The organism is Deltaproteobacteria bacterium, assembly GCA_003194485.1.
In the GTDB taxonomy this organism is placed as follows: domain Bacteria; phylum Desulfobacterota; class Dissulfuribacteria; order Dissulfuribacterales; family UBA3076; genus UBA3076.
Genome location: PQXD01000005.1, coordinates 1 through 14820, shown reverse-complemented (window position 1 = coordinate 14820; position 14820 = coordinate 1). Strand labels below are relative to the sequence as shown.

Below are 14820 nucleotides of genomic sequence, written 5' to 3'. Positions count from 1 at the left end.
CTGGCTATGGTGGTATTTTTACCCATAGCTTGAGAAAAGACGATCACAGCTTGCCTCTGAAGGCTCAAAAGAGCCTCCTGTGCTGCGTCACAAAATTCGCCTGCGCTTATATGAAATATCCAGGGCTGCTCCCGGATCTTCTTGAAAATGCTCACAATCTCTGGTATATTTATTTTTTATTATTAAGGATTTTTTGTAAATTTGCAGGTCAGCAAGTGGGGAGAAGTGAGAAATTGAGGAGGTCTTCGGACCATGACCCAATAATTACAATTCAAGCCCCCTCCACAATCCCTAAAAAGCGACTTCCTATCAGCTTCAGCTATCAGATCCTATCAGCCGATGTTAAAAATCCTGCATCTCGTTGAGTTTTTAGGTATCACTGGCAAGACAACGTTGCTTTGTGATCTGATTGCGCATACCGGAAAACAGTTTGACTATAAAATTCTGTCCAGATATGGTGGAGTGCGTGAGAAAGTATTACAAGATCTCGGTGCCGAAGTTGAAATTCTTAGGACACAACGACTGACTTTTATTGGGGAACAATATATGACCTTCAAGCGTATTAAGGCATTTCAGCCTGATATTGTGGTGTGTTGGTCAGGTAGAGCCAACCTCACTTCGACTTGGGTGGCACTCGCACGTATCCCGGTAGTGTGGACTATCCACAATGTATACGAAAAGCTATTTGGCCTTAAAGCGAAGCTAGCCGTCTTGGTGAGTGCCTGTTTGTCGTCGCGTGTCCCGAATAAGATAGTATGTTGCTGCGATGCAACTGCGGACGTCTACGCAAGGCATCATCGATATGCCAATAATAAGCTGATCGTTATTCCCAACGGCGTCGACACCAGTAAATTCAAACCTGATTCGGCGGCTTGTCAATCGATAAAATCGGAATTAAACCTTGACGACAAAACGATCGTTATCACTATCGCGGGTGCCTTTAGGCCTAGTCGTCCGGACAAAGATTTTGCATCCTTCATTAAAGCCGCAGGAATTGTTCATGAAAAGCACCCCAATATTAAATATCTGATGTGCGGATACGGTTTGAATTGGCACAACTCCCGCTTGGTCAGTTGGATAAAGGATTCTGGGATTGGGCGTGTAACCCAATTGCTGGGGCCGCGAGATGACCTTCACCGAATATTAGCAGCTACCGATATTATCGTTTCATCGTCGCAATTCGAGGCCTTCGGGACAACCATATTTGAAGGCATGGCTAGTGGGTGCCTTCCTGTATGCACTGATGTTGGAGAGATGCCCAAAGGCGCCCGAGACATAGGAAAGGTTGTACCAACAGGTGATCCAAGAATGCTCGCCAACGCAATGTGCGAATTGATAGAATTGGACCGAAATGAACGAGCGCTGCTCTCAGCAAAAGCAGTAGCCCGCGTTGCCGAACAATACAGTATCAGGATTACTGCTGAACACTATTCTTCACTGTTCAAGGAGATAGTCGCCCAACATTGATAAATACCAAGGTGGATCCCATAGTCAAGACAAAATTTCTCCTGACTTTCTGAAGGTAAGCGCCTATTTTTTCGCCCCCCTTATTTGGCCCATACAAATAATTTTTGTCACAAAACGAAATATATAGTCGAATTTACGAAACAGAACACTTAATACTGCCGGTCATCAGGAACTTCGTTGCTCGAACTGGATCGAGGAGGCCTGCAAGGAAAAAATTCTTTGCCGCGCTAGCAAACTGTCGTTGCCTAAAGTCATGCTGACCAAAGCGGTAATATAGGACCGCTAGCCGTTTGCGCTTTATGTCCAGTCCATAGGAGTGACGCGCGCAGGCGTCCTTCAAGATAGTAAATCCGTCCTCCCACTGCCGCCGTTGCAAGCTTTGCTGCCCTGAGTGTCGACGATAACCAACCAAGAAGTCCGAAATATAGTGAAACTGTGCTACCTCGCTTATCCGAACCCACATATCATGGTCGATTGCTACAACCAAAGATCACTGCGAAATTCGCCAACTTGGTCAAGGGTGCTGCTCCGAACCATGATTGCAGACGGTGGGCCGGTATAGCAACAGAGAAGAATACGACCGGTCTGATTTATTTCATTAAAATCAGATGACTTTAAGGGATGCAGTGGAAGATCTTGTTCGTTAATGTAATACCCATTGGTATAAACAAGGCCCACCTCAGGATGCCTTTGAAATACTTGGACCTGTTTCTTTATCTTCTTTTGATACCACAAATCATCAGCATCGAGAAAAGCAATCAGCTCCGAATCGGAGCAATGTACACCCAGATTCAATGAAGCGCCCTGGCCCCTATTTTCGCCGTTTGGGTGACGTAGGATCCTTACTGGTGGTGAGTGCTGTAACAAAATATCCGCGGTAAGATCCGAGGAACCGTCATCAACGGCAACAATCTCAATGTGGGGATAATCTTGATCGAATACAGACTTGAGGCTCTTTTCCAGGTATTTTTCCGCATTATAGCAGGGAATAATTGCGGTAACAGAAGGCCATCCTTCATCTAGACTCATCGGAAGGTACTCCTAACTCTCTAAGCTTGCATACAGCAGTTTCCAGTCTGATCAGATGTAACTCGTTGATTTCACAAATTGTTTGCTATTTCGTTTGCGAAAACATCAAAGTTTTTGCCTTATCTATCAATGAGTTACGTGCAACCAGTCTCCCACACCTGGAAAGTATAATGGACCATTTGGAAAAATCCAGAACAACGTAAGCATCTGACTAACCCATCTTTTTGCTGTTGAGTACTTATCACGATTATCGCGACTACTAGAAACCAATCTTCTATTACACTAAAAACCTTGTTAGTGCTCCTATCAAGGGACACCAACTTTTACGATTTTCCGTGGTCCCAATTTATTCTTTTTGTCTCTGTTCCTACCGTTCCTACTTATTCTTTAGGGAACCCCCGCAGGAGGCAAATCCGAAATAATGGAAGGGTTTATTCGATTTTGCAGCCTGGTATAATGCGTTACGTAATGGTTATCTCTCTATTGTACTTATTCTCCAGTACAACCCCAAGACTGCTTTCCCAAAACTAAGCCGCAAAATCGTAATCAACCCTCCTGATTTGCCAACATCCCTATGTCCTTCAGGGAAATCCTGTAGGTCCTTTCACTTCAGTACCTTTTCCAACTCTCTCAATCTATAAGACCGGCCTTTGATATTAATCACATGGCAATAATGCAAAAGCCTGTCCAATAGAGTGGGCGCATTCGGTTTTTGTCGTTTATGTGTGACAGGTAAGTTAGTCTGATATTGACCGACCTATTTGATCGTGACATGGCTTCTGATGCTAACCTTACCCTTTCGAAAAAAGCGATTTCCTATAAGCTTGACGGCGCCCCGGCCGCTTTCTGATACAGCCGGACGGTTTCCAGCGCGATGACATCCCAGTTAAACTCCGTCTCGAGCCTCTGCTTCTTCTTGTCGAGTATAAGTGGTGAATTCAGTGATGAGGGGTTTTTAAGAAAGGCGGCAAGCCTCTGGGAGAGAGCTTCGACGTTTCCAACGGGAAACGTCTCCTCGGGCAGGGCGACTTCTCTGTTGGCCGGGATGTCGCTGACCAGTATCGGCAGATTGTAGCTCACCGCTTCCAACAAAACAATGGGGAGCCCCTCGTAATAAGACGGCAGGATGAAAAGACCTGAATTTGAATACAATTCGCCAAGGGCCCTTCCTTTTTGAAATCCGGTCATCACGACACCATCGATTTGAGCTGCCCTTTTCTTGAGGCTTCTGCTGTATTTATCCTTATGGTCGGCATCGCCCACTATGACGAGCTTCCAATCCGTATTTAATTTCGCGTAAGCTTCTATTAAATCATGAAACCCTTTTTCAGGAACGAGTCGGCCCACGGCCATGAAATAGCGCGCCGGCTCAAGACCGAATCTTGACAGTGAAAGCGTGGTCAACACCTGGCCCGGAATACTGATCCCATTTGGAACATAATAAACATCCGGCCTATACTTCTCTATAAGTATGTCCCTGATATTTTTAGAAACAGCTATAATCAAATGGGCATGCCTTGCCCCAAGGCGCTCACCGAGCCGCAACATGAATCTTGCAAAAGGACCCCACTTTTTCCGTTTGTAATCCGGGCCGTGATCCGTTATCACCAGTACGAATCCCAGCCATCGGGCCGCAGGGGCCAAAAGAGAGGGCCCGATGGCGTGAATATGAACAATATCGTAATCCTTTCGACGCCGGCTCAACCATAATATCCCTATTGCCGTATGAAAGATCGCCTCAATGCTTTTCTTTCTGGGCGTCCAAAGGGGAATGACCTTAACCCCTTTGTATTCATATTGCTGGTTGCTTACATATCCTTTTCTGGCAAGTATCGTGACATCGCAGTTCAATTTTGCCAAACGGGGATATAATTCCTGGCAGTGCCTTTCTATGCCGCCCTGAACATTGGGAAATCCTCGCTGGCCGAGCACCACCACACGGATTTCTTTGAAGTTATTTTTTGTTAGGAAGCGGGACATACTTGTTCCAGGTGAATATCCTCGCCCCTCGCCCTTAGCATTCGCAACTTATTTCTTGCCACCCATTTGGCCGGAATGAGGATTCGTTTCTTCATCGCTGGGGACGCAGAACCGATCATCCAGCATTGTTTGACGCAGTTTTTCACTTTGTGTCTTACTTCATCGGCCTCTTTGCTGTTCCATATTTCATCAAAAGTTTTCTCCCTCAGGTTACCCATCACCATGGGCTCATCCGATCCATTGCAAGGCATGATACAGCCATAAGGATCCAGGAAAAAAACATCCGTGCCGACCTCACATGGCAGGGGCCGCCTCCCACCTCGAACTTTGTTAGCCAACCCCATGTTAAAATAGGCCCTGAACCAGTTTTTCGGCTTGTTTGTTTTTAGCAATTCAGCCGCGATTTTCTCAAATTCCCCAGCCACGGCCTCGGGATCTTTGAAACAGTTGTCGGTTTTATGAAAATAAAACGAATTATGAGTTGTTGCAGTGGCAAATTCCAGATTCATGGCTTTTGCCAGCCGATAAAGCTCTATCATATCTTTCGCGTTTCTGTCAGAAACCGTAATTCCGAAACCGATGTCCCGTAAACCCATATCATGAAGATTTACCAGGGTTCTGAGTACATGGTCGAACCCGTTTTTTAAACCTCTTAATTCATCATTGGCGGCGGGCAGCCCCTCGACGGAAATCCTGAAGCCGATCCGGTTGCCATACTTTCCGGCCAGCTTTACGATTTTTTTCGTATAATAGCCATTGGTGCTAATTACCAGCCGTCTGGTTTTCCTCAAGGCAATCTCGATGATCTCATCAAGATCGCCTCGAATGAGCGGTTCTCCTCCAGTGATATTTATAAAACGCAAATCTCCTGGAATTCGATTGACCAACTCAGGAGGAAATTCCTCTTCCTTTTTACTTGGATAGCGCCACGTGTTGCACATGTAGCACTTGGCATTACAACGGTAAGTTACGATCAGGCATGCTTCCATTTTTTGCTATTTTTCATTCTCCGGTTAACACTTAAGGAAATTGTATGATATTCCTTAGTATAAGGAACACTATGTAAAGGACTAAAAATGCAAACCACCTTTAGACTTCAATGAAGGATGCCATTTTTCGTTTGGTATTTATGGAAATCAAGGGATTGGTCATCAATAAATCCACGCGGAGACGTCCCTGCCGATGAGTCTTGAAAGATCCTTGATATCGTCAATGGTTTTCTCTTGTATATAGCTAACCACCTCTTTGGGAATTTCTGTATCAGAATCCTCGCTGGCGTTAAAGCGTCGAATAAATTTCACGATCCCGAGATTGTCCAAGAAAGCTTTGACCTTGAATAAATTCTCGCGCCTCAAGTAATCTCCTCCTTTGGCGATAATTTTTTCCAGAGATGCTGATTTGGGCTTCATGCTTATATTTTGTCGCTGTTCCAGGATATCAGGGTAAAAGTTTTCAACCTCGAGGAATCTATAAATGGATTCAATAAAGCTCTTCTTGTCCCGAACCAAATCATCAAACAGCAAAACCAGGATGTTTTTTTATCAAAATAATTATAATATCTTCTCAAATTTTTCGAATACATGACATTTGCAATAAATTCTGGCTCCTTAACAACGACTTTCTCTAGCGACCAGGTGGTGTATCCGCGTCTTATCCAGAGCTTGTACAACGAGTGAACCTGCTCTACTGGATTTCTTAATATGACAATTAGCCTGGCATCCGGTATGGCCGAATGTATCCGCTGGGCCGCGAGGGGATGAGTAAAATACGTCGGACAAATTTCCCCTTTCAATATCCCGGGATCCTCGTTCTTAAAAAAATTTTCATACCACGACAACCCATTGGAATAATGGTGAGAAAAAAACATGATTTCCTTTTCTCTTGGAACAAAAATATCGGGATGAGCGCTCAGCACCTCCTGGAGCCATGTAGTCCCCGCTCTATAAACGCCAATGCATAAAAAATCGGCAGCATTTATCTACCACTTTAATATCATTATCAGTCACTATCGCGGGAAAAGAACTTGGTTTGCTTCGCTCGCAATTGGAATATTGGAATCCTAAAATTCCAACATTTCAACAGGGCCTGATATACTGATCGTCGTAAAAAGAGCCTTTAGTTAATGGGTTGTAAAATTTCTATGACGTTAAATTACCTTTTCAACACTATCTCATAAAGATCCATGAGCCCGCGCCCATGCTGTTCAAGGGAATAGTATTTATTAACCCTGTCTCGAGAAGCTTTTCCCATTTTTTCCCTAATTCCGGGATGGTTCCAGAGATAGGAAATTTTTGACGCCAGTTGGGCGATCTTCCCCATTTCAAAGAGAAGGCCTGTCACGCCATCTTCAATCTGCTCTGGAATGCCGCCGATTTCAGAACCGATGACGGCCTTGCCATACGCCATTGCTTCCAATATAGCCATAGAACAATTTTCATACCATTCAGAAGGGACCACGACAAAGGAAGCATTTCGGATTAAGGTCATGAGCTCACCGCCTGTTTTGTAACCCACGAATTCCGGCCCTGAATATCGCGACCGTAACTCACCTTCTATTGGCCCTGTTCCGACGATTTTCAGAGGTATTTCCGGCTCAAGCAGGGCATGGGCCTTAAGAAGAGTCTCCACCCCTTTTTCCCTGGAAAGCCGTCCAAAATAAAGAATGTAGCCTCCATCGGCGTTTATGGGAATAAAGCGGTCCACGTCGATCCCGTTGGGCAGCACCGCTATTTTCCCAGGCGGAATTCTATACTTCTTCACGAAATTTGCCAGAAACCGGCTTGGCGTAATGAACAAGTCGACCCCCTCATAGCTTCTGCGCCACTTATGCCAGTAGCCCTCCACGGCAAGCATAAAACCCCGGAAAAGCGACTCCTGGCAGTTTGACCAGAGCGCTTTGTAAAAATGTCTTCCCTGGCACATCTCGCAGATCCGCCCCCTATTTAACATAAGATACGCGGGACAGACAAGCTTACCGTCATGCAGGGTTACGATTACTTTCACTCCCATTTTTTTTAAAACAGGAATAATGGCAGGTGTAATCTGGTGATATATATTGTGAAGATGGGCTATGTGAGGCCGCTCTTTTTCCACCAGATCCGTTATTTTCCTCACGGCCTCTCTTGAATGAACGAATGAGACAGCGGTTTTAAGGCCCCCGAGCAATCCTGAATAGCTATTGTAATCCACGTTGGAAACAAAATAATGAGCAAAATCCGAATGAACGTTTCTCGGATCATGCATAGAAAATTCGACAACATCAAAGCCTTTTTGCCGCAGATATTCTATTTCCTGGAAGAAAACGCTTTCGGAACCGCCGCCATGAAAAAAAAACTTGTTCGCAAGGACTATTTTCATGTTTGCTTTATTTGTTGCGGTGTCATTCAATTTAAGTTGAAATGCTCATGTTGATTCATCAGACACGTTCCTTGCATCCCACTATGTCCGCTCTGTATCGCTGAGCAGCTACATAGCCGGAGAAATACCAAAATAAATAAGCAAAGATATTCTGATGAAATGTATTAAAATACACAAATGACCCTGAGACTATCATTACCACACTTATCCAGCCAAGAGATATGGCCCCGGCGATATCGTCACGCGCTCTGAGATAAATCGAATCCTGCAAGACCAACCAAAAAAAGATAATAAAAAGAAGTACCCCAACAAGGCCCTGTTCCCACAGCAGATTCGACAAATCTGTCATTCCGGGCTCTAGTTGCCAATATTTCTTGTAATATTCTCCGGTAAGTTTGTCAGAGAAAGAACCGGATGCGTTCCCGATTCCAACACCCAGGAGGAGGTTGCCGGTTCTCGATAACTGGTCGACAGCCAACTCTATTGAATCGAAGCGTCCAATACATTTCCTTTCTTGGCGCAATTTTTCTCCTCTATAGAGATACTCTTTAGTCTTACCTCTTTCCAAGAACTCTCCAAGCGTCAGACGGCCCTGGGACACTCTAATATGATCATAGACCTGCACAAAAATGACCATTAAAACCATACAGACCGCCATAACCGGCAGTATCCTCTTTATCCTGCTAATTTCATCGGACAAAAACAGTGCGGGAGATATCAAGGCAAAAGGAATAATCAGTAGCGAAACCTTGGTCTCATTCAGGGCAGTCGGAAGGAATAAGAGGCCGATCAGAATCAGCAGCGTCGATCGCTTTATTCGCCCTTTCAGATAAAAGGCGACAACTAGCGAAATAACGCATGCCAGGTATACAGACAGCACACCAGACGTGTTTGCACCGAGAGTCCCGCCAACAACGTCACCGGTCCCAACCCCTGCATACTTGATGAACCTCTGGTAGATTGTGACAGGACACTGGATGAGGGATAAAACCAATAGGAACTTGAGCTGCCTTCTTATCTGTTCGTCTGAAAAAGCATACGTAACCGGAAGGAAAAAGAAAGGCAGGTGCTTAAAATTAGAGCGAAGGCCCGCCAGCACCACTCCGGATGGTACCGCATTGACTATTATGCCGCCAAGAATGAACATGAAGAATAATAAGAAAAAGAGCAAATACTTGCGTTTCAGGGCAAAATGTTTCCGTATGGCGAATGACATAACAACCAGAGCTGCAGCCATAAGGGATAGAATCTCTGGCAGCCATGTGGCTATACGGGGCAGACTCCCCAGCTTGAATGCAATCCAGTCAAGGGAGAAAATGCTCAGAAATAGGACATAAAGGAGAATATTCATTTCAGTATTGTCAAAACTTTTCGACCTTGCGGTTAGCTTTTAGCCATTAGCGGTTAGCTTTTGGATAAAACTGTTCAACATCCTCTTTACTTCATTGACCTGTTGATTAAGTTCTCTATATGTTTCATCCTGCATATAATCGAGATCGCAAGCGAGAAGTAGCTGATACTCCACCTCGCTTACAGATCCGGCAGCGATGCTCATAAACCTGGCAAGTTCTCGCTCACTATCTCTTCCGCAACCTTCAGCGATGTTCGTCGGAACGGATGCCGCAGCCCTGCGCAACTGAACCGTAAGTCCAAATTGTTCATCAGAAGGAAAGTCTTTTGTGATTCTATAAACCTGTAGTGTGAGACGATGGGCCTTCTCCCATACCTTGAGTTCTCTAAAATCTCTCATCTCTACTCCTTCGGCCGGCTAACAGCTAAAAGCTAACAGCTAACAGCTACTAACCCACAGATCAAAACTTTTTTGCTAGGTAATCCGCAAATTTTCGGCCCTGAATAGCCCAATCGTAGTTTTGCCTCGCAAGCTCAGAGGCTCTTGTCGAGGATTTCTCAAGACTTGCGCGATGATCATATGCATACTCAATTGCTCGCCTAAAGTCCCCGACTGTTTCTCCTCTCGTCCAAACAGTGAAATCCTCATCTTTTAGTATATCCATGTGGGCCGGTATTGGTGTAAGAATCATTGGTTTGCCGCAGGCCATATATTCAAATACCTTGATCGGGCTTGACACGTTCCATTCCGGCCTATCTGGCAGCGGGCAGACACAACAATCGGCCCTCCAGATTTCACCTGGAATATCCTCATGGGGAAGAAGGCCCCTGAATACAATCCTGTCTGAAACCCCGTTTCGCTCGGCAAGCTCCTTCAATCCGGCAAGCCCAGGGCCTGCCCCGACGACTACGAAGCTTATATGCTTTCGGTATCTTTCATCAAGTTCAGCAATGGCCTCCACGACCCGACCGATACCCCTCTTTTCACTTATGGACCCATGATAAAACAAAACAAACTCATCTGGATCCTTTTTGAAGGTAGCCTGCTCACTGGGCTGAAATCGCCTGGTATTTACTCCGGACTGCCACAACACATAGTCGTTGAATCTCACATTAAATTCTTTCTCGACAGCAAGCCGAAGACGATCCGTAATAAAGGAATTTCCTCTGGCCAGATTGCGAAAAAAACGCAACGGAATTTTCCAAAACAACCAACGGTCTATGTGATCCCTTAACGAATCTATGTTTACTGGAACCGTTCTTATGTCAAGATGGATATTCTTCTTGCCGAATAGCCTCAGAAAAGGTGCGATTACCAGGCCCTTGGGCTGAAGTATGATAACGTCCTCTTTAGCTGTATTCCATAAAAGCCAGCAGAGTATATTCAGAAGTAGGCTAATACGAAAAACGCCGCTCAGATCGAGAGCGCGGAAATAAATCATATTAACCTTGTATCCCTTTGGGTAATACTTTGATGTTCCATAACCACTCAATATCGAGACATCATGGCCTTGCTTTATCAGGATTTCAGATATCTCGAGCCATGGACATTTGCCAGGTTTGAGGTCAAATCGATCGTGATCTACCCAAAGGATCCGCTTACAACTGACCATAACTGTACTCATTATTCCAGGAATCGAATGATCTTCTCAGCATTCTTCATAGAAAAATTATCAAATGCAAATGCCTGTGCCCGCTCTCCCATTTCGTTCCGGAGCTTAGTATTATTTATTAATATCGTGATGTGTTTGACTAATTGTTCATAAGTTTTAGAAAAGAAACCGATTCCCTTATCATCAATAACATTATCAGGGTTGATATTGAGGCTGACCACAGGGACCTTTCGCATCCATGCCTGAATAAACGTATTAGGAAACCCTTCAATTCTGCTGGTATTTACAAAGATATGGGCTTTGGCGAGAACCTCATTGACTTCGTCTAGCCTGACTTTCCTAGTTATGACCAAAGCGAACGAAATTATCCTTATAAATACAATGAGTTAAAAGATAATTATTGTATACACTACAAATTATTAAAAAATTCAGTAAGTTACATATGTATCAATGTACAAAATACTCATAACTCCTTGAAATTATTTATTTAAAATGTAAATATTTCAGTGTATACAATAATACTGCCCCTTACTTACTGAAATTTAAAGCTTTTTTACCAAAAAGTCAAAATAAGTAGGAAAGTCAGGCTAGTGAACGCTTGCCGAGATATTCGAGGTTTTCCACAGCAGCTATTTTTCTGAGCAAGTTATTGCTCCACTCATTTTTATAGGCATTACCAATCATGATAAATCTGACACCTTTAATGCTTTGTAGATCCTTGGCAATTCTCAAGAAAACTTCTGGCTGCTTTTTGGGTTTCATATTTGCAACCCAAACTATCTCAATTTGACGGCCTTTTTCGATATTTTCTTGCGGAAGCGGATGAAAATTGGACACAATTGCATTCGCCGTTCTACCATAATACCGGAAAAGTAAGTCGGCCTCATTTCCTGTTTGTGTAATAATATAGTCCGCGTGTTTAATTCCGTACTCAAGAGCTTTTTTATCCAAAAAACGAAAAATATAATTCAACGAAAATTTGCCTGGAGAGGGACATACATCCGAATCATTTGCAACAAACCAAATCATTTTACAGCTATTATTCTTCGCATAGTAAGCGGCAATACCAGTATAAGCGCAACCAACGCGCTGCAATATCACTTCCGGGCGGATGCTGTTTAAAGCTGAAAGCAGATTTCTAGCATCAAACAAAAAACTATAACGGCGAATTCTATACTTGTAACTTACACATATAATAGAATATTCAGGAGAAGAAAATGAAGGATTAACATCTCTAGCGAGATAAGTAATATCAAATAATCCTCGGGCCGCCAATATCTCAAGCAAGAGCTTCAGTTGATACTCAGATCCACCGAAACAGGCCGCCCAATGACATGGTGAAATAATACATATTTTCTTTTTGCTTTTCGTCACTTCAGCTATCTATGGCGGCATAACTACCGTCAACCGGAGATTATGTAGTGATTGTCACTTGAGGCATCCATGTCTGGCAGCGCGAGCATCTTCCCTAAGGAGCCGATTCATCCTGCATATTATATAAGAGCGAAATGCTATGACATTAGAATCCATAGCGGGCTTGGCCGGCCTGCGCCCCATTTTCTTTTTTAGACTGGCTGGTATATATGGCTTGACAAATGCCTTTAAGGATTTCCTCACTTTTCCTGGCTCTACATCAACAACCTTTACACTACCTAAAATACATTCTACTAATTCGTCTGATAATAATGTCCTTGCATTCTCTGAATCTAGCCCTTTATGCAATAAGTCTACGATCCGGCGTGTCTTTAAGATATCCACATAGCTAGCAATAGCTGGCATATCCGCAAACACAATTGGAGGACTAAGAGAGCCTACTATTCTTCTGAGAAGTTTTTTATCAGTTCTCAGATGATCAGGCAGTCTTCTGACTTGTTCTATAATCCTTCTTGAGAGTAAAGGGTTAATGACTTCGATGTACGGCAGTTTTAAATCACTTAAAGCAGCAAACCGCACTGGTATCTCAAACTCAGCGTTGATCCTGTCTCGCCAGGAGCCCAATGTTTCGTTGTCTTGCTTTTCAAAGGACAAAGGCCGTGCTTGATAATGCTTATTAATTAGTTTGCTTGCCAATGGCGTATGTTCATAATCAGAAAATACGGTAAGCCCCATATTGATGTAGACTTCATTGGGAGTGGATACTGTCTTGCAACCAAATGCTTCATCACCACGTATAATACCTTGATATCCTGATTCATAAAGTTGCTTCCAGATCCTGAAACCGTCCATATATCCGGAAATATGATCTATCCGACCTTCACCAGCCACAAGAAATCGTCTAAATATTTTTTCTATTGGCTCATCTGATATATCTGTGTGGAAATAGCAATGGTCTATATAATAGTGTTTTGCTAAGGCCCTCGCGACATATGCATCATTTCTCTTGTCACGCAGTGAGGATTCAAGGCCCCAAGTGACGGCTTTGGCCTTGTCGATTTTTTAACATCAGGAGAATTGCTCTGCTGTCAAAGCCGCCAGACAAAGGCAATATCCATTTCGAAAAATCTATACTGAGATTATCAAAGGTCTCCTCCATAGCTTTTTTTAACCGAATCTCATGTTCTTCATCCGGCAAATCGACCGGTTCATAAATTACCTTTTCTTTTTTAATCTCTGTTTCCCATGAGGAACGATCAAGAATCAGGCGAGCATTACCCTCCAAACTATGTATCCTCTTGTCCCAAGAAAGTCCTGGCCCCAAAGTCCCGGAAGACAACATCCACGAAAACGCCTCTTCGTTCGGCTGAAAATCCTGAAGAAAAAAAACAATGGCACGTTGTGATGTAGAAGCAATAAAGGCGTCTTCCGTTTGTACATACCAGATGGTTCTAGAGCCGACTATATCGGTAATCAGCTCAACTTTATTCTCATCACTTCGAAACAATGCGTAAGATCCGTCCGGAATTCCGGCCATTGGTCTCCACCAGTTTTTTTGTGTTCCCCAAAAAGTTCCCATACAGACACTGTAGTTCCTGATAGGCAAAGATTCTGCAGGGTTAAAAATCGCTATTGAAACTCCATAATTACTGATTATTTTGGGAGGCCGGGGAGAAATGTTGTCTGGGGCTAATCTTCTTGATAGTATTTTGACTTCTTTGTCAAATTTGGGACGCTGCTTACGATCTTTAGTGCATACAAATACAATCTTAGACATAAATTATTTATACTTTGGTATCCTTCATTCACCGGGGTACACTTTTTTCGAAAAAGCGGGTAATGTAAAATACTTTTCTATCATCTACTTCACACAAAATTGGAGTTTTTCTTCAGTCGTTATTGCGATCGGGTCTTGTCTTTCTCCCAATTGGTAAATATTCAGCTTCGCAACCCCGGGGACATAGTGATCCTTATGTAGTTTTTTCAGTTGATCTTCGGAGACTGCCTCCCCGCTCTCCACGAAAACGGCGCCATTGAAACTATCGTTGTTGACATATATGAAGGGATTATTTTTCAGAAATGCCTTTACACCATCCGTCTTGCGCAAAGGCTTTATCAAAAACCCCATGGGCCATGGATTTTGGTGCGATAGTCGCATGCCTCTTCTCTTTTTAAATACCAGTACACCATCCTTCAGGAATGCCCGCGAAGCGCCAACGTTTACTTTCTTATAACCCTTTTCCATCAAATATAAAATCATGTAATAGTACAAAGCCGATACAACGCCTGCCCTAAGATAGTGCATGTTGCCATCCTTTATGCCTAATTCTTTTGCATATACGGAATCATCTTCGAAGACAAGCAAACTACACCCGACATATTTGCTCTTGTTTTTTAAGAAAAGTAGTTCACCGCAACTGAAGTAGTGCCTCAATTGCTCATACGAACGTAGGAGTGCCCTGTCACCATGAGCTCTCGTAATATATGGAACATACATGTTATGGTAAAAATGATCGAATTGATGGTACTGTCAACTTTTTTGTGTGAATTTCTCATAGGCCAATTCTTTGAGAAAAGGCAGGTTGTTACGCACTTTTCCTATTGGGTTTGATCTCCAATGCAATTCCATTCTCAGAGAGATAAAGGCCAG

At 43.5% G+C, this 14820-nt stretch carries 17 protein-coding genes and 1 other annotated feature; of the genes, 2 read left to right on the top strand and 15 right to left on the bottom strand.

What is annotated here, in order from left to right; all coding sequences use genetic code 11:
- Positions 1-29: 29 nt before the first annotated feature.
- Complete coding sequence (locus C4B57_03930; GenBank protein PXF55082.1) at positions 30-365, top strand: hypothetical protein; 336 nt, start codon at positions 30-32, stop codon at positions 363-365.
- Positions 340-1467, top strand: a complete 1128-nt coding sequence (locus tag C4B57_03925) for a hypothetical protein (GenBank protein ID PXF55081.1) — start codon at positions 340-342, stop codon at positions 1465-1467. Before C4B57_03930 ends, C4B57_03925 begins: the two co-directional genes overlap by 26 nt.
- A gap of 133 nt (positions 1468-1600) precedes the next feature.
- On the opposite strand, the gene C4B57_03920 is transcribed toward C4B57_03925, so the two are convergent.
- The 15 genes from C4B57_03920 to C4B57_03850 form a co-directional block, all read right to left on the bottom strand.
- A complete protein-coding gene (locus C4B57_03920) occupies positions 1601-1930 on the bottom strand; it encodes a hypothetical protein (protein ID PXF55080.1) in 330 nt (109 codons plus the stop codon).
- A gap of 14 nt (positions 1931-1944) precedes the next feature.
- A complete protein-coding gene (locus tag C4B57_03915; protein PXF55079.1) occupies positions 1945-2496 on the bottom strand; it encodes a hypothetical protein in 552 nt (183 codons plus the stop codon).
- Between the two features lie 816 nt (positions 2497-3312).
- Entirely contained in the window at positions 3313-4440 is a 1128-nt protein-coding gene (locus C4B57_03910) for a hypothetical protein (GenBank protein PXF55202.1), read from the bottom strand.
- A 20-nt stretch (positions 4441-4460) separates the two neighbouring features.
- The gene (locus tag C4B57_03905; protein PXF55078.1) at positions 4461-5465 is read right to left on the bottom strand and encodes a radical SAM protein; all 1005 of its coding nucleotides are present in this window, start codon (positions 5463-5465) and stop codon (positions 4461-4463) included.
- A gap of 162 nt (positions 5466-5627) precedes the next feature.
- Positions 5628-5885 (bottom strand): hypothetical protein, encoded by a 258-nt coding sequence (locus tag C4B57_03900; GenBank protein PXF55077.1) that lies wholly within the window; start codon positions 5883-5885, stop codon positions 5628-5630.
- 2 nt (positions 5886-5887) lie between these two features.
- Entirely contained in the window at positions 5888-6454 is a 567-nt protein-coding gene (locus C4B57_03895; protein PXF55076.1) for a hypothetical protein, read from the bottom strand.
- Between the two features lie 173 nt (positions 6455-6627).
- Positions 6628-7863: a glycosyltransferase family 1 protein gene (locus tag C4B57_03890; protein ID PXF55075.1), complete on the bottom strand. Its 1236-nt coding sequence runs from the start codon at positions 7861-7863 to the stop codon at positions 6628-6630.
- A 28-nt stretch (positions 7864-7891) separates the two neighbouring features.
- Complete coding sequence (locus C4B57_03885; GenBank protein ID PXF55074.1) at positions 7892-9184, bottom strand: hypothetical protein; 1293 nt, start codon at positions 9182-9184, stop codon at positions 7892-7894.
- 39 nt (positions 9185-9223) lie between these two features.
- A complete protein-coding gene (locus C4B57_03880; GenBank protein PXF55073.1) occupies positions 9224-9583 on the bottom strand; it encodes a diversity-generating retroelement protein bAvd family protein in 360 nt (119 codons plus the stop codon).
- Positions 9420-9473, bottom strand: a sequence feature (possible 23S ribosomal RNA but 16S or 23S rRNA prediction is too short). (Overlaps the previous gene by 54 nt.)
- A 61-nt stretch (positions 9584-9644) precedes the next feature.
- The gene (locus C4B57_03875) at positions 9645-10808 is read right to left on the bottom strand and encodes a hypothetical protein (protein PXF55072.1); all 1164 of its coding nucleotides are present in this window, start codon (positions 10806-10808) and stop codon (positions 9645-9647) included.
- A complete protein-coding gene (locus C4B57_03870) occupies positions 10808-11179 on the bottom strand; it encodes a hypothetical protein (protein PXF55071.1) in 372 nt (123 codons plus the stop codon). The genes C4B57_03875 and C4B57_03870 overlap by 1 nt, the downstream gene beginning before the upstream one ends.
- Positions 11180-11378: 199 nt before the next feature.
- Entirely contained in the window at positions 11379-11891 is a 513-nt protein-coding gene (locus C4B57_03865) for a hypothetical protein (protein PXF55070.1), read from the bottom strand.
- Positions 11892-12224: 333 nt separating this feature from the next.
- Positions 12225-13022, bottom strand: coding sequence for a hypothetical protein (locus tag C4B57_03860; GenBank protein ID PXF55069.1), 798 nt, complete (start codon positions 13020-13022; stop codon positions 12225-12227).
- Between the two features lie 172 nt (positions 13023-13194).
- Positions 13195-13947 (bottom strand): hypothetical protein, encoded by a 753-nt coding sequence (locus C4B57_03855; protein ID PXF55068.1) that lies wholly within the window; start codon positions 13945-13947, stop codon positions 13195-13197.
- 84 nt (positions 13948-14031) lie between these two features.
- On the bottom strand, positions 14032-14475 hold the full coding sequence (locus C4B57_03850) for a hypothetical protein (GenBank protein PXF55067.1): 444 nt from the start codon (positions 14473-14475) through the stop codon (positions 14032-14034).
- Positions 14476-14820: the final 345 nt, after the last annotated feature.

Bases quoted from the DNA above. Each gene is read 5' to 3' on its own strand.
- C4B57_03925 (PXF55081.1), top strand. From the start codon at position 340: ATGTTAAAAATCCTGCATCTCGTTGAGTTTTTAGGTATCACTGGCAAG.
- C4B57_03920 (PXF55080.1), bottom strand. From the start codon at position 1,930: ATGTGGGTTCGGATAAGCGAGGTAGCACAGTTTCACTATATTTCGGAC.
- C4B57_03915 (PXF55079.1), bottom strand. From the start codon at position 2,496: ATGAGTCTAGATGAAGGATGGCCTTCTGTTACCGCAATTATTCCCTGC.
- C4B57_03905 (PXF55078.1), bottom strand. From the start codon at position 5,465: ATGGAAGCATGCCTGATCGTAACTTACCGTTGTAATGCCAAGTGCTAC.
- C4B57_03900 (PXF55077.1), bottom strand. From the start codon at position 5,885: ATGAAGCCCAAATCAGCATCTCTGGAAAAAATTATCGCCAAAGGAGGA.
- C4B57_03885 (PXF55074.1), bottom strand. From the start codon at position 9,184: ATGAATATTCTCCTTTATGTCCTATTTCTGAGCATTTTCTCCCTTGAC.
- C4B57_03880 (PXF55073.1), bottom strand. From the start codon at position 9,583: ATGAGAGATTTTAGAGAACTCAAGGTATGGGAGAAGGCCCATCGTCTC.
- C4B57_03875 (PXF55072.1), bottom strand. From the start codon at position 10,808: ATGAGTACAGTTATGGTCAGTTGTAAGCGGATCCTTTGGGTAGATCAC.
- C4B57_03860 (PXF55069.1), bottom strand. From the start codon at position 13,022: ATGGACGGTTTCAGGATCTGGAAGCAACTTTATGAATCAGGATATCAA.
- C4B57_03855 (PXF55068.1), bottom strand. From the start codon at position 13,947: ATGTCTAAGATTGTATTTGTATGCACTAAAGATCGTAAGCAGCGTCCC.
- C4B57_03850 (PXF55067.1), bottom strand. From the start codon at position 14,475: ATGCACTATCTTAGGGCAGGCGTTGTATCGGCTTTGTACTATTACATG.